22 protein-coding genes are annotated in these 19,028 nt (G+C 32.8%); 8 read left to right on the plus strand and 14 right to left on the minus strand.

Annotation, left to right across the window (positions count from 1 at the left end):
- Positions 1-4 precede the first annotated feature (4 nt).
- The 3 genes from BGO27_05475 to BGO27_05485 are packed head-to-tail and all read right to left on the minus strand — an operon-like array spanning position 5 to position 3,845.
- On the minus strand, positions 5-451 hold the full coding sequence (locus BGO27_05475; GenBank protein ID OJV12171.1) for a hypothetical protein: 447 nt from the start codon (positions 449-451) through the stop codon (positions 5-7).
- Between the two features lie 15 nt (positions 452-466).
- Positions 467-1,693, minus strand: a complete 1,227-nt coding sequence (locus BGO27_05480; GenBank protein OJV12172.1) for a hypothetical protein — start codon at positions 1,691-1,693, stop codon at positions 467-469.
- A gap of 1 nt (position 1,694) precedes the next feature.
- Positions 1,695-3,845, minus strand: a complete 2,151-nt coding sequence (locus BGO27_05485) for a hypothetical protein (GenBank protein ID OJV12173.1) — start codon at positions 3,843-3,845, stop codon at positions 1,695-1,697.
- Positions 3,846-3,919: 74 nt separating this feature from the next.
- On the opposite strand from BGO27_05485, the gene BGO27_05490 reads away from it, so the two are divergent.
- From BGO27_05490 to BGO27_05510, 5 genes are read left to right on the plus strand one after another with little or no spacing between them, the layout of a single operon-like run.
- Positions 3,920-4,648 carry a hypothetical protein gene (locus tag BGO27_05490; GenBank protein OJV12174.1) on the plus strand — a complete coding sequence of 243 codons (729 nt, stop codon included), beginning with the start codon at positions 3,920-3,922 and terminating at the stop codon, positions 4,646-4,648.
- 7 nt (positions 4,649-4,655) lie between these two features.
- Complete coding sequence (locus BGO27_05495; GenBank protein ID OJV12175.1) at positions 4,656-5,561, plus strand: protein-export membrane protein SecF; 906 nt, start codon at positions 4,656-4,658, stop codon at positions 5,559-5,561.
- Between the two features lie 3 nt (positions 5,562-5,564).
- Positions 5,565-6,497, plus strand: a complete 933-nt coding sequence (locus tag BGO27_05500) for a riboflavin biosynthesis protein RibF (protein OJV12176.1) — start codon at positions 5,565-5,567, stop codon at positions 6,495-6,497.
- The gene (locus BGO27_05505; protein ID OJV12177.1) at positions 6,472-6,963 is read left to right on the plus strand and encodes a signal peptidase II; all 492 of its coding nucleotides are present in this window, start codon (positions 6,472-6,474) and stop codon (positions 6,961-6,963) included. The genes BGO27_05500 and BGO27_05505 overlap by 26 nt, the downstream gene beginning before the upstream one ends.
- A gap of 24 nt (positions 6,964-6,987) precedes the next feature.
- Positions 6,988-7,521 carry a hypothetical protein gene (locus BGO27_05510; GenBank protein OJV12178.1) on the plus strand — a complete coding sequence of 178 codons (534 nt, stop codon included), beginning with the start codon at positions 6,988-6,990 and terminating at the stop codon, positions 7,519-7,521.
- A gap of 24 nt (positions 7,522-7,545) precedes the next feature.
- On the opposite strand, the gene BGO27_05515 is transcribed toward BGO27_05510, so the two are convergent.
- From BGO27_05515 to BGO27_05565, 11 genes are all read right to left on the minus strand, one after another.
- Entirely contained in the window at positions 7,546-8,331 is a 786-nt protein-coding gene (locus tag BGO27_05515; GenBank protein OJV12179.1) for a hypothetical protein, read from the minus strand.
- A gap of 175 nt (positions 8,332-8,506) precedes the next feature.
- Positions 8,507-9,169 carry an isoprenoid biosynthesis protein ElbB gene (locus BGO27_05520; GenBank protein OJV12180.1) on the minus strand — a complete coding sequence of 221 codons (663 nt, stop codon included), beginning with the start codon at positions 9,167-9,169 and terminating at the stop codon, positions 8,507-8,509.
- 58 nt (positions 9,170-9,227) lie between these two features.
- Positions 9,228-9,959 carry a hypothetical protein gene (locus BGO27_05525; protein OJV12181.1) on the minus strand — a complete coding sequence of 244 codons (732 nt, stop codon included), beginning with the start codon at positions 9,957-9,959 and terminating at the stop codon, positions 9,228-9,230.
- A complete protein-coding gene (locus tag BGO27_05530; GenBank protein ID OJV12182.1) occupies positions 9,946-10,437 on the minus strand; it encodes a rod shape-determining protein MreD in 492 nt (163 codons plus the stop codon). The genes BGO27_05525 and BGO27_05530 overlap by 14 nt, the downstream gene beginning before the upstream one ends.
- Positions 10,438-10,633: 196 nt before the next feature.
- Entirely contained in the window at positions 10,634-11,320 is a 687-nt protein-coding gene (locus BGO27_05535) for a hypothetical protein (protein OJV12183.1), read from the minus strand.
- Positions 11,320-12,144 (minus strand): hypothetical protein, encoded by an 825-nt coding sequence (locus BGO27_05540; protein ID OJV12184.1) that lies wholly within the window; start codon positions 12,142-12,144, stop codon positions 11,320-11,322. The genes BGO27_05535 and BGO27_05540 overlap by 1 nt, the downstream gene beginning before the upstream one ends.
- Positions 12,145-12,148: 4 nt before the next feature.
- Complete coding sequence (locus tag BGO27_05545) at positions 12,149-12,748, minus strand: recombination protein RecR (GenBank protein OJV12185.1); 600 nt, start codon at positions 12,746-12,748, stop codon at positions 12,149-12,151.
- A 13-nt stretch (positions 12,749-12,761) separates the two neighbouring features.
- A complete protein-coding gene (locus tag BGO27_05550) occupies positions 12,762-13,088 on the minus strand; it encodes a YbaB/EbfC family nucleoid-associated protein (protein ID OJV12186.1) in 327 nt (108 codons plus the stop codon).
- 49 nt (positions 13,089-13,137) lie between these two features.
- Positions 13,138-14,739, minus strand: coding sequence for a hypothetical protein (locus tag BGO27_05555; protein OJV12187.1), 1,602 nt, complete (start codon positions 14,737-14,739; stop codon positions 13,138-13,140).
- A gap of 145 nt (positions 14,740-14,884) precedes the next feature.
- On the minus strand, positions 14,885-15,181 hold the full coding sequence (locus BGO27_05560; GenBank protein ID OJV12188.1) for a hypothetical protein: 297 nt from the start codon (positions 15,179-15,181) through the stop codon (positions 14,885-14,887).
- Between the two features lie 16 nt (positions 15,182-15,197).
- Positions 15,198-15,878, minus strand: coding sequence for a hypothetical protein (locus tag BGO27_05565; GenBank protein ID OJV12189.1), 681 nt, complete (start codon positions 15,876-15,878; stop codon positions 15,198-15,200).
- A gap of 81 nt (positions 15,879-15,959) precedes the next feature.
- On the opposite strand from BGO27_05565, the gene BGO27_05570 reads away from it, so the two are divergent.
- The 3 genes from BGO27_05570 to BGO27_05580 all read left to right on the plus strand — a co-directional run bounded on the left by BGO27_05570 (position 15,960) and on the right by BGO27_05580 (position 19,026).
- Entirely contained in the window at positions 15,960-16,670 is a 711-nt protein-coding gene (locus tag BGO27_05570; protein OJV12278.1) for a hypothetical protein, read from the plus strand.
- A gap of 69 nt (positions 16,671-16,739) precedes the next feature.
- Positions 16,740-18,791: a hypothetical protein gene (locus BGO27_05575; GenBank protein ID OJV12190.1), complete on the plus strand. Its 2,052-nt coding sequence runs from the start codon at positions 16,740-16,742 to the stop codon at positions 18,789-18,791.
- Positions 18,769-19,026, plus strand: a complete 258-nt coding sequence (locus BGO27_05580) for a hypothetical protein (protein OJV12191.1) — start codon at positions 18,769-18,771, stop codon at positions 19,024-19,026. The genes BGO27_05575 and BGO27_05580 overlap by 23 nt, the downstream gene beginning before the upstream one ends.
- The last annotated feature ends 2 nt before the right edge of the window (positions 19,027-19,028 follow it).

The following is a 19,028-nucleotide window of genomic DNA, read 5'->3' on the forward strand; positions in this document are numbered from 1 at the left end:
CAGTTTATAAAGATTGTGATTTGTTAGACTTATAATCGTCGTCACGCCAGTTTTTATGAGGTGACTCATGCTTTTCTTTTAAAGCTTCTTTAATGATACTAACATTTTCAGTAAGTCCAAGCGCTTCCGCGCAGTAAAGGGCGGTTTTTGTTTGATCACCATTTGGGGCGAAATTTATCTTAATATTCTTCTGGCTTAATAATAAAATTAAAAGCCTTGAATCAGGTTGTGAAGAAGCAATTGCAAGAAGTGGGTAGCCAGTTTTAGTAACCAGATTAGGGTTAGGCATAAGCTGAAGAACTAACTCAATCTCATCAACATTAATAGATTCAAAGGCTTTTAGGAGTGCATCGTTAATTTCTTCTCTATCCATAGAGTTAAACATGCCACTTCGAATAAAACCAGATAGTCCGTCAATATCATTTTTACCAATATAGTCACTAAGTTTCATATTTAACTCTCCTTTTTAACCTAAAAAATCTGCTATTAATTTCAGGGTTTGTTTGTTGTTTAGCCTTGGATCGCAAAGTGTTTTATAATCTGAATCAGGATTTGGCTCACGTTTACGGAAAAAATCCGAAAAAATACTAGCTTTGGTTTTGTAAAAATAATCTTCAAGCAGGCTTGATTCATCATACTCATCATCATCTTGGGTGAAGTTATCGGTACATTCCTGAATGTTTTGATCAAAGGTCGCTTCCAAGTGAATTCCATATGATCTTATATCATATTGATTCATTAGATTCTTAAATATTATAAGCTCATCTATTACATCATCAAGATTACGTCTTTTTTTACCTTCGCTATCGACAAAGGTATTTCCATGAAGCGGATCGCATAATATATTGAATTTCATGGAGTTTTTATGCAGGTATTCAAGTAATTCTTTAAGAGTTTTCTTAATGTTTTTTTGCCCGAATCTAACGGTAAACATGAGCTTTTCTTTAAGGTTCATAGGGTTTAATCTTTGATAAATCCAATCTATTTCTTTCTGCATATAGTCGCTTCCAAGTTTGATACCGATTGGATTTGCAATATCGCGTAAAAGCTCAATATGATTACTTCCTACAAACCTTGTCTTATTGCCTATCCATACGGTATCTGCAGAAGAAAGGTACTTAATTCCTGAATCACTGGTGCGCATTAAAGATTTTTCATAAGGCATAAGCAAAGCCTCATGAGATGTAAAAAAGTCTAAGTTGAGATTATAAATATATTTTGCCTGTTCATATCCCATTAGCATACGATCAGGTTGAGGCTTACGCGCTTTTTCTGAAAATTCAGATTTATTAACTACATCGCCCATATAAATAGGTAATGTTTTACCGCCTCTGGTTTCGGTATCCTGCGATCTTGGCTTGGCAAACTGTCCGGCAATTCTACCAATTTTTATAACATTTGGATAGTTTATGCTACAAATACCCGCGAGTTTACTAATAAACTTCTCGGTATTCATGGCGTAATAATACATATCAGTAGTAGATTCAAAAATAGGTTCAGCGCAATCACCAATCTGAAGAATCAGACTATCGTCTTTGGAAAGCTGATCTAAAAGTTTGGAAATGCGGTCAATATTTGCTATTGGTCTTCTTTGAAGAAGCTCATTTTCTATATGCTTAAGCGAGCGTTGATCTTCATAGTTTGGCTGCTTAAGTGTTTGAAAATTTATATTATCTTCATCAAATTTATACATTTTAATGCCTTTCTAAAAATGAAGTTTTAACATTTTTAAGACCTGCGTGGTCAAAGTATACATATGCGCTATCATCACTCATCGACATTACTTTACCGTAGCCGAATTTAACATGGAAAACTCTTGTACCAAGCTTGATATTTCCATCGCTGTCAGTTACTTTTGATGAGCTACTTTCTAAAACGCTTGGTTTTTTAACTTCTAATCCCTTTGTAAATACTTCGGGTGTGTACAGTGAATTTAGCGTGAGTATTGTACAAATCTGTTGCGGCAGTTCTGTTATAAAGCGGGAAGGGATAGAGTCCTGAAATGTGTTATATATCCTTCTTCTACCTACTGAGCTAATAAATATTTTCTTTCTAGCTCTGGTAAGCGCAACATAAGCTAAGCGTCTTTCTTCCTGTAAATCACGTTCAGAATCACCGTCCCTTAAACTAGGGAATAATCCTTCTTCCCAGCCAGGTAACATGACAACTTCCCATTCTAAACCCTTTGAGCCATGCATTGTCATGATGCTAACGTGATTTCCTAAAATTTCATCATCATTGGTACTAACCAGACTGACATGCTCAAGGAAATTCTCCATAGAGTCAAATTCCTGAAGCGCTCTGTAAAACTCTTTTAAGTTATCTAATCTTGCTGAAGAATCTTTGTTTTTATCTTCTTTCCACATACCAACGTATCCGGAATCTGTAAGGATTTTCTCAACCAGCTCATAATGCGGCATATTTTTGCTATCTTCTTGCCAAGATATAAATTGCGCAACAAGCTTAGTTAAAGGATCGGAAGCACGTTTTGGCAAAATATCATTTTTAAGCATTTCGCAAATAGACTGAAAAAAGCTAAGCTTATTTAACATTCCAAAATTATGTATTTGTTTAATGGTATTGTCACCTATGCCGCGCCTTGGAACGTTGATAATACGTTCAAAAGCCAGATCATCATTAGGGTTCATGGTTGCGCGAATATATGCTATGGCATCTTTAATCTCGAGTCTTTCATAGAATTTTAAGCCACCAATAACTTTATATGGTATTCCATGTCTAACTAAACTTTCCTCGATTGCCCGTGTTTGAAACGACGCTCTGACTAAAAAGGCTATGCTACTAAAGGAAACGCCATTAAAACTAAGATGTTTAATAACTTTTCCATAAAAATCGGCTTCTTCTAAATCATTATAGAGTTTGGTCAAATATATTTTTTCACCCAAATCACCTGCGCTCCAAAGGCTTTTGCCAAGGCGTTCAGAGTTATTGGATATAATAGAAGAGGCGGCAGATAAAATATTTTGCGTCGACCTATAGTTTTGCTCAAGTTTAATAACTTTAGCCCCTGGAAAGTAATTATGGAAATTCAAAATATTATCAACTTCCGCGCCTCTCCAACCATATATTGATTGATCATCATCACCAACAACGCAAATATTTTTATGCTTTTCAGCAAGCATTCTTACAAACATATACTGCGCAATATTGGTATCCTGGTACTCGTCTACGTGAATATACAAAAATCTATCCTGATAAGTCTCTAACACGTCTGGGTGAATTTGGAAAAGCTGAACCACATATAATATTAAGTCGCCAAAGTCCATATTGTTAGTTGCTCTAAGCTTAAGCTGATATTCCTCATAAACTTTTGCGGCAATTTCTTCATTAGGACGGTTTTTAACAGGCTTGGCATCAAGATACGATATGCACTTATCTTTCCATGACTGAATAACGTTTAAAATAAATTTAGGAGGGTATTTTTTAATATCTATACCTTTTGATTCCATAATTCCTTTTAAAAGTTTTGTCGAATCATCCTGATCTAAAATATTAAAGTTTGTGTAAAGACCTATTCTTTCAGCGTTAGAGCGGAGTATTTTGGCGCAGATTGAGTGAAATGTACCAATCCACATTCCAGAAGCTGAAACATATTTTTCAACTCTTTCTAACATTTCTTTTGCTGCTTTATTAGTAAAGGTTACAGCAAGTATTTGGTGCGGGCTTGCTATTTTTTGCTCGATAATATAGGCAATTCTCGAGGTTAAAGCTTTTGTTTTACCAGTACCTGCGCCTGCTAAAATTAAAAGTGCGCCTTCAGTTGTTTCAACTGCCTCTTTTTGACTGGGGTTTAGCTCATTCATCAAAAGAGAATCGATAGTATTCATAAAAGCTTCTCGACAAATCTAAAATTAAGTTTTAAAAATATACAGGTGAAACAATTTTATCGCAATACCTATATATGGATTTATTTAATTTAGACAGCGCATTTAGCTTGCTAACGCTTCTCGGGCTTGAACTGGTTCTGGGAATAGACAACCTTATTTTTATTGTTGTGGCAGTTTATAATTTAGAGCATGAAGAGAGGGAGAGAGCCAGAAATATTGGGCTTATGCTTGCCTTAATCTTTAGGGTACTAATATTAATTACAACTGTATTCTTCAGAAACCTGAAAACTCCTTTGGTTACAATCGGTGGCTTTTCTTTGTCATTTTGTAACATTTTTCAGCTTTTAGGTGGCGGGTTCTTGTTAATAAAAGCTATCAGCGAATTATATGAACTTAGTAAAAGAAACGGCTCAGTAAGAACCATGCAGGTTAGAAGCGGCTTTTACCCTGTTATTTTTCAGATTATAGTTATCGATATGATCTTATCTTTTGATTCTATCATGGCAGCGGTAAGTGTAAGTGAGCATGCTTCAATTATTGTGATCTCCATTATGATTACTGTAATTCTCATGATGTTTTTATCACGTAAGCTTGGAAAAATGATTTATAAACATCAGTCTATTAAGGTTTTGGCGCTAAGTATTGTTAGTTTGCTAGGCATAAGCCTGATAATTAACGGATTTAATATACAAATATCGAAATCTAGTTTGTATCTGGCGATATTTTTTGCTATAACCTTTGAAATCATTAGAACCATCGTTATTGACTTCAATAAAGATAGCCAACACCCACAAAATGGATGAATAAATTATGTTACCAATTCGCTTTTTTCCCGATAATACCAATATTAACTTTGTTAAACTTAAAAATATAAATTATTTTATTTCTGTAGCGCTTGTACTCGTGTCTTTTGTGCTGCTAGCAACTAAAGGGCTAAATTTGGGTGTGGATTTTGCAGGAGGTGTGGTTGTAGAAGCATCAATTGAAGATCCGGGATTTAAAGTTTCTGACCTTAGAAAGCATCTTGAAGATTCTCAAATTGCTGAGTTCACACTATCAAATAGTAATAATCCTAATGAAATTACCCTTACAATTGGTGAAACAAAGCAAGATACTCAAGTTGAACTTATTGATAATATAAAGGCGGTGGTATCATCAAAATATCTTAAGGTAAATTATAACAGAGTAGATTTTGTAGGACCTAAAGTTGGTGCTGAACTTATAATGAATGGAATTATTGCAACCATTGCAGGATTTATAGGTATTATGATTTATATCTGGAGTAAATTTGACCTGGAATATAGTATTGGTGCGGTTTTATCGCTTGTACACGATGCAATTCTTACTTTGGGGTTTTACTCCTTAACAGGTCTGGAGTTTGATTTAACTTCGATTGCTGTAATACTTACGGTTATCGGATACTCCGTAAATGACTGTGTGGTAATATTTGACAGAATTCGTGATAATTTCCGTATTTTCTTTAAATTACCACAGTATGAGATTATAAACAAAAGTATTAACGAAACTTTATCACGTACGACTCTTACGGTCGCTACAACTATGCTTGCAAACCTTGCTCTTGTGCTTTTTGGAGCGGCAGTTATTAAGAGTTTCAGCATAGCAATGCTTTTTGGAATTGCAGTTGGTACATATTCATCAATTTTTATTGCAGCGCCTATACTGGTTGATCTTAAAAAGAAAATGGCACGTTCATAGTTTATGAGAATATTCAGAGATTATTCAAGCTTTAAGAACTTAGATGGAAAAACCATATTAGCTATTGGCAACTTTGATGGTATTCATCATGGTCATCATAAGGTTATAAGTACTGCCAAAGAATTGTCTAGAAGTCATAATTTGCCATTAGTAGTTATGACATTTCATCCGCATCCTATGCAGCTTTTTGCCTGTGGTAAGATTGAATATACTAAAATGATCTATAACGTTCGTAATAAAATCCTTAAGCTTCAAGAATATAAACCAGATTACTTATTACTTCAGCGTTTTAATAAGGAAATCTGTAATTTAGATGCTAGTTACTTTGTAAAAGATGCAATAGTTGAGGCTCTTAAAGCATCAATTGTTGTAGTTGGTTATGATTTTATGTTTGGCAAGCAAAGAATGGGCGATGTAGGGTTGCTACAGTCTATGGCTACTTACTTTGGATTTGAAATTGTAGTAATTCCAAAGGTAACGCTAAACGATAATTTATGTTCATCATCTAATATTCGCAAAATGCTCTATCAAGGTAATATAGCAGAAGCAAATAACATGCTTGCTAATAAATATAGTATTTATGGCAGGGTAGTTAAAGGAAAAAGGTTTGGGTCTCAAATGGGGTTTCCTACAGCAAATCTTTTAATGCCTAATATTGCTATGGCGCATGGTGTGTATGTAGCGAGTGTTACCGCTGAGGGTGAAAAGTATAATGCAGTCGTATATTATGGTGTAAGACCTACTATAGAAAAAAATGCTAACGAGCTTCTAGAAGTTCACCTTCTAACAGATAAATCTATAGATTTATATGATAAAATCATTCAGGTAGAGCTTGAAGATTATATCAGACCAGAAAGAAAATTTCCGGATGAAAGCGCGCTTAAACATCAAATTCAGGAAGATATAAATTATGCAAAAAGCCGAAAAGTTGTTTAAATACTGCTGTATTTTATTTGTAAGTCTGGGCAGTGCCGTTATTGATCTTGCAACTAAGGATATTGCCTTTGATTATCTATATAATAATAAACAAGGATATGTTGAAGTTACAAATTTTTTTAATTTAGTTGTAGTGCGCAATTTTGGCGTAAGTTTTGGAATGTTTCAAAATCCTGAATATGGGGTATTTATTTTTCCAATTATAGCCTGCATAATATCAGTTTATTTATTATGGTATATTAAAGATTATGTGCATTACTTATACGCAACTTCTGTTGGTATGGTAATTGGCGGAGCTATTGGAAATTCCATTGACAGAATCATGTATGGATCAGTTAGAGACTTTCTAGATTTTCATGCTTATGGTTATCACTGGCCTGCTTTTAATTATGCAGATATTAGTATATGCTTAGGTATAGGCTTATTAATGCTACTTGATTTTAAAGTGATTAAATTGAAATCATAAAAGCTTTAAAATATTGGAGGGTTTATGCAATTTCGAGATTCTTATGCAATAAGGCAATTTTATAGCATAAATCCTGAGCTAAAGTTTTTTCAATGTAATGATTTGTTAGATGCTGGTTATAAAGAAACAGAGTTAAGTTATTTGATTTTAAAAAATGTTCTATACGCTAAGATTTTGTATAACTTTTCATTAAAATTTAAAGAAATAAGCAAAGCGAATTTTATTAAAAAGGAAGCGTTGTATGATATGTTTAATAAAAATATTGATTTGTTTAACGTATTTATGGCATTTAGTAATTTGATAATCACGAATGTATTAAATACAAAGCAATGCGTTTGTTTTGAAACTTATTCTGTGCATTTGGAAAAATTCATATTTCATTCAATTAATCAGCAAATTCACTCGCAAAATTTCGATAATTCTTATACTAAGATGTTAACTTTGGCATTTAAAGAAGAGTATGAGAAATTTATTAATAAAAAAGTGGAAATTTCTTTTGGAAATCATGTGTACCAACCAAGGTCTGATATCCATACAAGTAACTCATTTACTAGGTAGCAAGTGCTACTTAAATAATAATGATCAGTCTCTGGATATTGCGTATTTACCTTTATGACTCAAGTATTTGACCACATAATAAATAGACATTGCTGAAGCAAGGTTTTTAAATGTATGACCGCTACATAACTCAGATGTAAAATGGAAAATTTCATAATCAAAAATTTCAAAGATTTTACCAATTAAAAACCATGCGAAGATTTTAAACCAATATTTATCCTCTTTAAAGCCTCTTGGAAATAATATTAAGGTTGCCATTGATACAACAAAAGGGATGAACTGAATTATTTCATAAAACTTGATATCGCTTTTATTTGTAAGCTCTGTGTATTCCCACTGTAGCACACTACTTGCACCTATTAAAACCGAAATAAAAAGCAATATATGACCAGATTTAATGCTAATTCTATCTTCTAGAAGTAAGCACATTATTGCCATATATATAATTGTAAGTGGTAATCTCATCCAAAATAGGGTGTAATGACTTGGATCCGAATAATAATAAATGGAACCCATGCCTAATAATACAGAACAAATGAATATGGTTGAATATGGGAAGTTAGCGTATAACTTGATTAATCTGTTACTGTGGTGTCGAGTAAGAACTAATGCCATACCGATAGCCCCTAAAATAATATAAGGAATATTGGAAAGTACATTAATGCTATTCGGAATATTTAAGAAAACGCGTGTATCTGCAAAGTCATAATACTCAGAAGGTTGATGAAGTCGAGGGATTAGCGAAAATGCAGAGACAAGAAATAAAAGCAGTGAAACGGTAATTATATTAATTTTAGTAGTTTTAGACATTTTTTTCTCCTTAATTTTAATGTTTAAACAATTTTATCCTCCTAAAATGGATAGTTGGTTGGTACACAAATACAGTGTATCTATAGTTTAATAAAATTTAAAGCTTTTTATGAAAAAATTGTAAAAAAGAGGAATAAATCTTCATTCCTCTTTTATAATTGCGGATTGTTATTAATTATAAAGTTTTTGCTAAGTATTCAACTACTTGCTTAATTTCCTGATGAATAATACTCAGTTTAGGGCTACGCATATATGCGGCGCATGATGCTATTTTGTGGGTCTCATCAATGCAAATAGTGCCAGGGGTGGTTGGAATATACTTTGAATCCATTCCCTCAATCAAGTTCCGATTACTTTCATTGTCATCGCCAAGTGTAACTTGAAGGCATTTTTTACCTTTAAAACTTAAGGCGATAAGGGCAGGGACTATACAAATTGCGCCTATTTTTTTATCTTGCCTGTGAAATTCCTGAATAATGTTATCAATATCTTCAGTTATTGTAGCATTAGACCCGTCAAATGCTATAGAAGAGAAATTCTTAGCAACACCAAAGCCTCCAGGTAAAATAAGCGATTCAAAATCATTAACATTTAGCTCTGCAAGTGGTGTTATTTCACCTCTGGCAATTCTCGCGGACTCAATCATAATGTTTCTTTCTTCATTTTCCTCAAGATTTGTAACATGATTTACTACGTGATGCTGGTCTTTATCGGGTGCAAAAATCGTATAAGTAAGGTCTAGCTCATCCAGGCTTAATAAAGTAAGTACCGCCTCTCTTATTTCAGATCCATCAAGATAACCACATCCTGATAGGATAACAGCAACATTCTTTTTCATAGTTTCCTCCTATTTTTCTTTATATTTGCAAAAAATAGTTGAAAAAGCCAACAAATATTTAGAGGAGTCCGTTATTTTTGAAGCTATAGTGACTCTCACCAGATATAATTATATGATCGATAAGTTCTATGCCAAGTGATAGACAAATTCTTTGAATATCATTAGTAGAATAAATGTCAGACTTAGATGGATTGGTATTCCCACTTGGGTGATTATGTAGTAAAATTATTGAACTTGCTTCATAATTTAAAGCTTTTTTGATAATTTCACGCGGGTACACCGGTGTATTGTCAACTGTACCAAAATCCTGAAATTCATCAGCGATAATCATATTCTTTTTATTAAGATAAATCACTCTAAAAACTTCTGTTTTTAAATGACCCATAGTTGTTCTGGCGTATTTTATAAGAGCGCTCCATGACTCTAAAATAGGCTTTGACCTCATTTCTTCTTCATGTTGTTTAGCAGACACTTCTTTTATTAGTCTAAAAAAAGTATATGCCGAATTACCAAGACCTTTAGTGTTTTTTAATTCATTAGGCAATGCATTAAGTATTTTAGAAATTGACCCAAACTTATATAAAAGTTCCCTTGCTATTGGCTTCGTATCGCTTCTCGGTACAACATAAAACAGAACAAGCTCTAACAGATCATATTCTGAAAATGACCCTGGCTTAGATTTCAAAAATCTTTCTTTTGCCCTTTGCCTGTGGCCAATATAAAAAGGAGAGGGCGAATAAGCTTCTATATCAGCTTCTTCAAGTTCGGTAATTTCATTATTTTGTGTCATTTGTGATTCTGGTTACAAATAAATAATATACAAATGGAAAGACTAAAATTGATGCTATAATTTGAAGTCCAAGATCATGAAAATTAATCTCTTTTCCTTGCAAAAAATGTGATGACGCAATTTGCAGAGCGTTAATAACAAGTGTAGTAACAATAAAGCCAATTGTTGTGAATACAAAGTTAAGGCTAAAAAAGCGCTTTCTGTGATACATTATAATGTATTTAACAATTAAATAACAAAATGCGGTAGTGCCAATTAATTTACCTGAAATAACATCACTTACAATGCCTAAGAGCAACAAATACCAGTCAGGTATCATGTTGCTGTAAACTAAAGTAAGTAAGAATATAAGTATAAATACGATTGATGGTAAAATGGGCTTAATTTCAGGAAGAACCGGAATTAAAGATAGGAATACAAATAATATTGAAGTTAAAAAAAATGATATTCTTAGACGAGGAACAATTTTAGGATTCATATAAACTCTCGTAGATCCTCGTGAATATTAATTATTTATTTTCATATATAAATTTTTTACTACAATATGGGCAGGATATTTCTTTTGCCTCACCCATAGTTAAAAAAACTCTCGGATGACCTATTGCAGGGCTTTCGCCATCACAATAAACTTCATGAGTATTAACTTTATAAACTACCTGTTCTGGGAACATATTTTAGCCTTCAATATTTTCTAATTGCTTATTATCAAGTATTTTAAATAATTTTTCAATAATATCAATAGGTTTTGGCAAATTATCATGATTTTCGTCAGGATAAATTTTTCTTCTGGTTTTAGACGCAAATGCTTCAGGAGTATAAATTTCAAGCTGGAGGTTAGGGTTAACTATTTCTTTTTTCCAGTCATTAATCGCTGATTCGACTGCAGCTTTCCCCGCATTAAAAAGTAAATTATAAGCCATTTCCTGCGTCCACTTGCATGAAAAATGTACAAATACAGGGCTTTGTGATTTTTCCATGAGTGGACTAATGTATTTTAAAAGTAAAATCTGCGATGTAATATTAGTATTAATGGACTTGATTATAACATCATCATTTATGTGGAGCAGGGGCATGCTTTCTGATGAATATGCAAGTAAGTTTACTACGTAATCAAGCTTGCCGAATCTTTCAAATATACTGTTAGCCATAACAGGTAGCATCGCATGCTTAGTAATATCTAAATGTAGTAATACAATTTCAAAGCCATTTTTTTGGGCAATATCTGAGAGTTTTTCAAGCTTAGTTTTGTCTTTACCTAAAGCTATAACTGCTGCGCCTTTTTGTAAAAAACTAAGTACTAGTTCATTACCTGTAGTGCTTGTAGCGCCAAGTACTAAAACAACTTTGCCTGTTAAGTCCATTATTTACCTTCGTTTGCATTAATTTCAAGTTTATCCAAAATTTTCATCATATTTTTAAACTCATCATATGAGAAATTTTTATGGATATCATCTTTGTTTAACAGATCACGGAAGTCTTGAATAGACTTTGAATCATTGCTGTTTTTAAGTTTATTGAGCAGTTCATTGATTTCTTTCTTTTTAGAGCTATCTTTAATAATACTTTCTAAAAGCTCGGTATTTGGGTCATTAAATGATTCTGCCTGCATTTTTTTAGTAACAATATAAGACTCAAGCTTGTACCACCATGATGCTGGCATATATGATATCAGCATTTTAGAAAATTCTGTAAGTTTAGGCTGCATGGCACTGTTTTGAAGCCATTTTGGCTCGGTTTCATGTTTTACATGAAACTGGATTTTATATATATCGTTACTATGTTTTACATTCAGTGATCCTGTAATACCTAAAATGCATACAAAAATAAAGCAGCTTATAGCAATACCTCTGATTAGCCCAAATAGGCTGCCCATCATACGATCAACTGCACCCTTATTTAATGTTTCAAATAAAGAAGTAACATAGTATTTAGCAATTGAAATTAGTAAATACGTAATAATATAAGTTGCTATAAAAGCAACATATTCGGCAATATCTTTATTTGGTATTTTATTATCAATAAATAAAAGGGTGTATTGCGATAACATTGTTGCTGAGATAAAAGATAAAACTAGCCTTACCAGCGATAATGTTGTGGCGATAAATCCTTTGAAAAACCCTATAAGTAAAGATAATACAACTATTGAAACTATAATATAGTCAAATATTCCAAGCTCTCCAAACATTTTCTCACTCACTCATTATTGTTTGTCTTGATGCAATAGCCGCAGACAAGGTCATTTCGTCTAAATAATCTATTTCACTGCCAATAGGAATACCATAAGCCAGGCGTGATATTCTTATCGGAAGGTGTTTAATTCTTTCTGTTATGTAATGCGCTGTTGTTTTGCCTTCAACGGTTGGGTTATTTGCCAAAATAACCTCTTCAAATTCACCTGTTTCAAGGCGATGTATCAAGGACTCTATAGCAAGTTGTTCAGGACCAATGCCATCAATTGCAGATAAAGTTCCGCCCAAAACATGAAACTTTCCCTCAAAGAACCCACCTTTTTCTAATGCCCATAAGTCACTTACATCCTCTACAATACATAGCTGAGAACTGGTTCGAGATTCATCAAGGCAAATTGCGCAAGGATTAGATACATCTAGGTTGTTACAAGTGCGGCATCTGTCGACTTTATCTATGACCACCCCAATCATTTCAAAAAGAGGGCGCATAGATTTAATTTTGTTTTGCATTAAATGTATGACAATCCTTCTTGCTGACCTGGGTCCTAAACCCGGAAGCTTTGAAAAAGCATATATTAAATTGTCGATTTCTGCCTGCACGTATGTACCAATATTAGAATGGGAACTTGAACCCTGGTGGAAGTGATAGTCCGCCCATCATTCCTGATACCATGTTTTCAGATGTTTCATCAGCGCGTTTTTTAGCATCGTTTACGGCTGCAATAATAAGGTCTTCTAACATTTCTGGGTCAGAAGGATCGATAACATTTGGGTTAATTTTTACAGATTTTACAAAGCCATTGCCGCTAACAACAACTTTCACTGCATCTCCGCCGCTATTACCTTCGTATTCTGTGTCTTCCATTTTCTTACGCATTTCAGCCATGTTTTTTTGCATGTCCTGAACTTGCTTCATCATTTTTCCGATATTAAAACTCATTTTCTCTCCATAGTTTTTTAATTTCTGTAAATAACTTACAAAAAAATTTTTACGAAACTAAAATATCATCCACTGAAACTACCTTCGATTTAGGGAAAGTGTCAAGTATTTGTTTTATATTACTATTACTTGATGCATCTAAAATTTTCTTGTTAGTTTCAATATGAATTTTCTCTTTGACAGTTGCCTCGCCAGTTTCTTCACTGCTAATTACTGTCCAGCTTTCTCCAGTCCATTCTTCTAAATCTTGTTTAAGATTTGTAATTAACGTTTTAGGCGCATCAAAAAGGTTAAGTTCTATGGAATTGCTACTAAACTTAACCAGTCTTACATCACGCTTAAGCTGGCTCGCGACAATCAGCTTACCTTTTTTCTCACATAAGTGAATTACCTCATCAAAAGACGACGGTGATTTAGTATAAACTTCCTGCGCTACCGAAACAATGCTTTTTGTACTGGGGCTTGTTTGCTGGATACTTCCGCCTCCGTTTCCTGATAATAAGTCAATTGGGGTAGGGAAGGCTTTAACAAAGCACAGTCTCATAAGAAGCATCTCTAATGCAAGCTTTGGATCATGACAAATTTTCATTTCCTCAAGACCTTTAAGTAACATAGACCATAGTCTGGTAAGAACTGCAATTGAAGTATCGGTAATTATAGAGTTTAAAGATTCAATATTAGACTTAGATAAATATAGCCCACCATTTGGCTTTATGTTTTGCTTAAGTAAACTTACTGAATGGGTGAGTTCAAGAAGCATTTCGTTAAGTGCCATCGGCATTGCACCCGACAATAGCATTTCATTAACGAGACTAATAGTGTTTTGAGCATCACCAGATAAAATGTGCCTGAATAACTGAAGCAAATTATCATTTGAAGCTCTGCCAAGAATTTTAATAATTTCTTCAGCTTTTACTTCCCCGTTATCTTCCTCTAACGAATGGTTTATCGCCTGATCCAGCAGGGATAAGCTGTCACGCACTGAACCTTCGCTGCTAATTGCTATAATTTGCAAAGCTTCTTCTTCAAAGCTAATTTTTTCCTTATTGCATATATTTTTAAGGTGTTTTGTAAGTTCATCTTCAGAAAGCCTGCGAAGTTCAAATTTTTGACAACGAGAGACTATAGTAACAGGTATTTTCTTAAGCTCAGTAGTTGCAAATATAAATATTACGTGAGCAGGTGGTTCTTCTAAAGTTTTAAGTAAAGCGTTAAATGCCTTATTTGAAAGCATATGCACTTCATCGACTATAATAACTTTATAGCGTGCTGAAACGGGTAAATATCTTGCAAAATCAATGATTTCCTTTACATCTTCAATACTTGTTTTGCTTGCAGCATCCATTTCTAAACAATCAGGGTGGCGATCTTCCATAATACTTACGCAGCTTGAGCAAACGCCGCATATGTCAAGTGTTGGTTTGTTATTGAGACCATCGACTCCCTTACAATTTAATGCTTTTGCAATAATACGCGCTGTTGTTGTTTTTCCAACGCCTCTGATACCCGTAAAAATATAAGCATGATGTATACGACCGCTTTCAAAGCTGTTTTTAACAACTTTTACCATATTTTCCTGTCCTACAAGGTCGGTAAAATTCTGCGGACGGTATTTGCGGGCAAGCACCTTATATTTGTTATTACTTTCCATGATTTATAAAACCGGTTTTATAATTTAATAGCGGATAATACAGTGACTTTATTCAAATCAAATTTCAATATGCTATTAAATATATATTTTGGTATTTAGTCAATATTTGAGTGCTTAGAAAACCTTAAATTTGAAGGTGAGTTTGTTAAAACCATTTTGCGAAGAAAATTAATATGGAGATAATAAAATAACATATTATAAAATTTACAATAAATGCGGCAGTATATGCTATAAAGTCTATGCTAATAAATCTTTGAAACAATGGAGCCATTTCAGCGCAGAGTCCAATTGCAAAAACAGCAGATAATCCAAGCTGAATAAACGTCATAATCTTTACAGCTAAGTTACCACCTAGTTCAAACGTTTTATCTAATGCTCTAAAAAGTAGATTTTTGTGTTTTTCTTCTAATTTAAAACCTTCATCTTTTTCGTTGTTATCCATTTGCGCTGTCCTAAGCTTATTTTTTGAAACCTGTAGCGGTGATTATTTCAAAAGTAGCTAAAATTTTACCATTACATATATCTTTATATATATTATTAATCGTGTCAATTGCATCTTTTTTAAGTTTATAACCTGATTGTATCAAACAATTGGTTTCGCCCATCCCTCTAAGATCATGCATAAGTTTCAAAACATCAGGATACTCAATTTCAATAGTTTCAATATCTACAGCCGCACCCTCAAAGCCGCATCTCTGCATTAAGCTTGCGGCATCTCTTATGTCGATCATTGGCGAGATATGTGGAGTGACTTCGCCACTATAGTTAATCTCATAGTTTAGCATTGCTTCTCTTAGCTCATGAAGAGTTCTGCCGCCCAAAAAGCTGCTAATATACAATCCTCCCTTTAACAGAATGTTTTTGGCTTGAATCAAGTGACCTGGCAAGTCATTAATAAAATGGTTATTTAAAACTGATATAATTAAATCGAAAGATCCTTCATCAAATGGTAAAAATTCATCATCACAAATTAATGTGTTATTATACTCAGGTTTTAAAGATTCATGCAGTTCAGTACCTAGTATATTTTCATATTCCTCAAAATATCCTTTTCTAGCGCCAATATCTAAAACTTTTTCGGGTCTAAAGCCTTGCATCTCTGCTAATCTTTCCTTGATATTTTCAATGCTATGCTGCACTATAAAGTCATATTTATCAAAGTTTTGTCTGGCGCGTATTCGATGGGTAATATATTTACTGCGGTTAAAAATCTGCATTGTATTTTAGTAAGTACGGTTAAAAATTTTAGTAAGGTTATTTTTCCTCATAAATGTATATTTTGCAATTGTATTGTGGAGGAATCTGATATTTGTCTCAAATGTTTTCATAAACTTAAGTTCTATACCAACCAATCGTGTATGCAGTGTGCTGAGCCGATTGAAGGTTTTATAAGTAAAAGCCACAAAAAATGCTATCGCTGTACAACACATGAATATTATTTTGATAAAATCTATACTGCTTTTTATTATAACGAATTAATATCAGAAAATATTCATAAGTTTAAGTTTTTTGACCAAATTTCATATGCAAAAACCTATATTGAATATTTGGCTCCTAACATTAAAGATAATTTTGATTTAATTATACCCGTGCCGCTTCATTATTATAAATTAATTTCCAGAAGGTACAATCAGGCGGGGATATTAGCCAAGCATTTGTCTGAAAAACTAGGAATTCCTGTAAACCATAATACTCTAATCAAAATCCGAAATACAACACCTCAGAGGCTTTTAGACTTTAAATCAAGGCTAACAAACTTAGAAGGGGCATTTAAAATTACCAATTTAAACATAGTAAAAGATAAAAAAATACTTTTAATAGATGATGTCGTAACTACAGCCTCAACAGTTAATGAATGTTGTAAAATACTTAAAGAAAACGGAGCTAAATATATAGCAGTAGCATCTGTTGCAAGATCTATAAAAGATTAATCTTTATAAAATCGTTTACTACTTTATGTTAATAGGATATTTATTATTGAAATAAGCAGGGTGTATTTTATGAAATTAACTGATCTTCCAGTTGAGATATTAACTAAAATTTTAGATTACTTACCTGACAAATCAAGGTTAGACATTAGAAGCACCTTACATCTCTTAAAGCAAATTATAGATAAACATATTTATTTAAATAATAGACTTGATTTAGAAAGCCTTTACATACTTGATAAAAATAATGCGCCATATACTGTAGAGCTACTTACTTTTTATAAAAATTTTAATACAAGTCTTGCTTCCTGGAATTGGTTTTTTGAGCAATTCTTAAATCCTCATGCAGTTAGAAATTACAAAGCTTTAGTTTCAATAAGGTTTGTAAAAGCTAGAAAAAATGCTCCTTTAATAAATTTGCCACCAAACCTTGATTTCGTTATTAATTGCACTAATAACTTTCATTTACTTAGAAAATTTAATGATGAAAATAAGTGTATTTTATCATCTTATACCTACACATTAATAATGGATTTAAGTGCTGATGTTCAGGGTTATTTGGAAATAATAAAATTTATAAATACAACTAGCTCAACTTATACAAATATATCTTTAGTACTAAAACTTAATGAACAGCAAAGTAGTAATGATATAGATATTTTCGTAGCTTTAAAAGCCAACTCGTATAAAAGTGTCGCAATCCATTTAGAGGGTTACAATGCTGAAGATTTTAAATCTATATTGCCACTTTTAGAGAAAATTTCAAATTTATCGGGTCTATATTTTGATAAAGCAAACTTTACCCAAAATCAGCTTAATGGAATTTTAGCATGGGTTCACCGAGAACTTAAATTGACTAAATTATCTTTCACTAATTTAAATGCGGGTCTATGCTTAAAAAAAGCTTTTGAAAACATTGATTCACCTCATGAGAAACGTTATGAAGTACTTGATTTATCGGGCAGTCGTTTAGATAGTCAAATATTACCAAGCTTATTGAATGCCAATATTAAAGTAGATAAGCTGGTTTTCAATTATAATAATCTACAAGGATTTCAAACTGATTGCTTAACTAAACTTTGCGTAAAAGAGCTGGAAATTGATACATGCCAGCTAAGCAGTTTAGATATGGCTAATATACTTAAATATCTGGCTGAAAATGCTCAGTTAAGCTATTTAAATATTATGAATAATGGCAATCTTTTTCCTGATACTAATGCATTTGAATTACTTAAAAAATGTAACTTTAAAACTATATTATTTGATGAAAACCAAGTTGAGCTAACTCCTGAGTTTATTAATGCAATTAGCATTACAGAAGGGCTAAAGATAAGCGGTCATAGTTTTCCTCCTTCATACAGAGCTTTAATATTTGATAAAATCATTTCAAAGCATTCGCCCAAAACCTTTTGGCTTAAAGAGGTTGCAGGATTTGATATAGGAGCCATTCCTAAAATGTTACAATATAATTATGACCTTGAGAGCTTTAGTTTAAGGGGAGGAAGAGTATGGGGAAACGGTTTAAGTTTATTTAAGCAATGCTTTGCAAGGATGAAAAGACTGAATGCGGTTGATTTATCTAAAAATTGCTTGTCCGCTTCAGCTGATGTATTAAATATACTTGAACAAATATTTAACGTACCTAAACTTTCAAGATTGGTTTTAAACAGTAATAATTTTAAAGAAGATTTATTTGACTTTATTTCCAAGTTACCAAGTGTTTCATATTTAAAATCCTTAGAGGTGCGTTATAACTTTTTTGATGAAAAATCAATAAGCTTCATACCAAAAATCCTGGCAAAGCTTCCCAAGCTTGAGATCCTGTTAATATCATCGTCTATTTATAAAAAAAGTGAATGCAATGGTAATCAGCTAAAAATATCTCTTATGCATACAATTTATAATGCTCTTGAAGGTACTCACATTACTAATTTTATAATGCGTAAGACTTCTAATAAAAAGAGTCATTTTTATGTGAAACTAGAAAAAATTACCAACAATAATATGCCAGATAACCGCAGATATCATTTGACAATATTAGATCGCGGAATAGAGTGTGATGCTAGAATAGAACATGATAAAACTAAGAAGAGTCTTAAGAATGTCGCAAGAAGATCAAAATAGGCTGAAGAAAATTTATTATCAAAGCGTACATAGGGGCTGCAAAGAGTCTGACTATGTTCTTACCCATTTTGCCGATCATTATTTAAATGAGCTTACTGACATTGAGCTTGATATATATGAAAAATTCTTGCTTGAAGAAGATGTAAATATAATGAACTGGGTAATGGGTAAAGAAGAAGTCCCCAGTGAATATAATATGATTTTTGATAAAATCATGGCTGGTATTGATAGGTAGAG

This window comes from Alphaproteobacteria bacterium 33-17, assembly GCA_001897445.1.
Classification (GTDB): Bacteria; Pseudomonadota; Alphaproteobacteria; order Rickettsiales; family 33-17; genus 33-17.

Coding starts and splice junctions, on each gene's coding strand:
- BGO27_05475 (OJV12171.1), bottom strand. CDS start 451: ATGAAACTTAGTGACTATATTGGTAAAAATGATATTGACGGACTATCT.
- BGO27_05480 (OJV12172.1), bottom strand. CDS start 1,693: ATGTATAAATTTGATGAAGATAATATAAATTTTCAAACACTTAAGCAG.
- BGO27_05485 (OJV12173.1), bottom strand. CDS start 3,845: ATGAATACTATCGATTCTCTTTTGATGAATGAGCTAAACCCCAGTCAA.
- BGO27_05490 (OJV12174.1), top strand. CDS start 3,920: ATGGATTTATTTAATTTAGACAGCGCATTTAGCTTGCTAACGCTTCTC.
- BGO27_05495 (OJV12175.1), top strand. CDS start 4,656: ATGTTACCAATTCGCTTTTTTCCCGATAATACCAATATTAACTTTGTT.
- BGO27_05500 (OJV12176.1), top strand. CDS start 5,565: ATGAGAATATTCAGAGATTATTCAAGCTTTAAGAACTTAGATGGAAAA.
- BGO27_05505 (OJV12177.1), top strand. CDS start 6,472: ATGCAAAAAGCCGAAAAGTTGTTTAAATACTGCTGTATTTTATTTGTA.
- BGO27_05510 (OJV12178.1), top strand. CDS start 6,988: ATGCAATTTCGAGATTCTTATGCAATAAGGCAATTTTATAGCATAAAT.
- BGO27_05515 (OJV12179.1), bottom strand. CDS start 8,331: ATGTCTAAAACTACTAAAATTAATATAATTACCGTTTCACTGCTTTTA.
- BGO27_05520 (OJV12180.1), bottom strand. CDS start 9,169: ATGAAAAAGAATGTTGCTGTTATCCTATCAGGATGTGGTTATCTTGAT.
- BGO27_05525 (OJV12181.1), bottom strand. CDS start 9,959: ATGACACAAAATAATGAAATTACCGAACTTGAAGAAGCTGATATAGAA.
- BGO27_05530 (OJV12182.1), bottom strand. CDS start 10,437: ATGAATCCTAAAATTGTTCCTCGTCTAAGAATATCATTTTTTTTAACT.
- BGO27_05535 (OJV12183.1), bottom strand. CDS start 11,320: ATGGACTTAACAGGCAAAGTTGTTTTAGTACTTGGCGCTACAAGCACT.
- BGO27_05540 (OJV12184.1), bottom strand. CDS start 12,144: ATGTTTGGAGAGCTTGGAATATTTGACTATATTATAGTTTCAATAGTT.
- BGO27_05550 (OJV12186.1), bottom strand. CDS start 13,088: ATGAGTTTTAATATCGGAAAAATGATGAAGCAAGTTCAGGACATGCAA.
- BGO27_05555 (OJV12187.1), bottom strand. CDS start 14,739: ATGGAAAGTAATAACAAATATAAGGTGCTTGCCCGCAAATACCGTCCG.
- BGO27_05560 (OJV12188.1), bottom strand. CDS start 15,181: ATGGATAACAACGAAAAAGATGAAGGTTTTAAATTAGAAGAAAAACAC.
- BGO27_05575 (OJV12190.1), top strand. CDS start 16,740: ATGAAATTAACTGATCTTCCAGTTGAGATATTAACTAAAATTTTAGAT.
- BGO27_05580 (OJV12191.1), top strand. CDS start 18,769: ATGTCGCAAGAAGATCAAAATAGGCTGAAGAAAATTTATTATCAAAGC.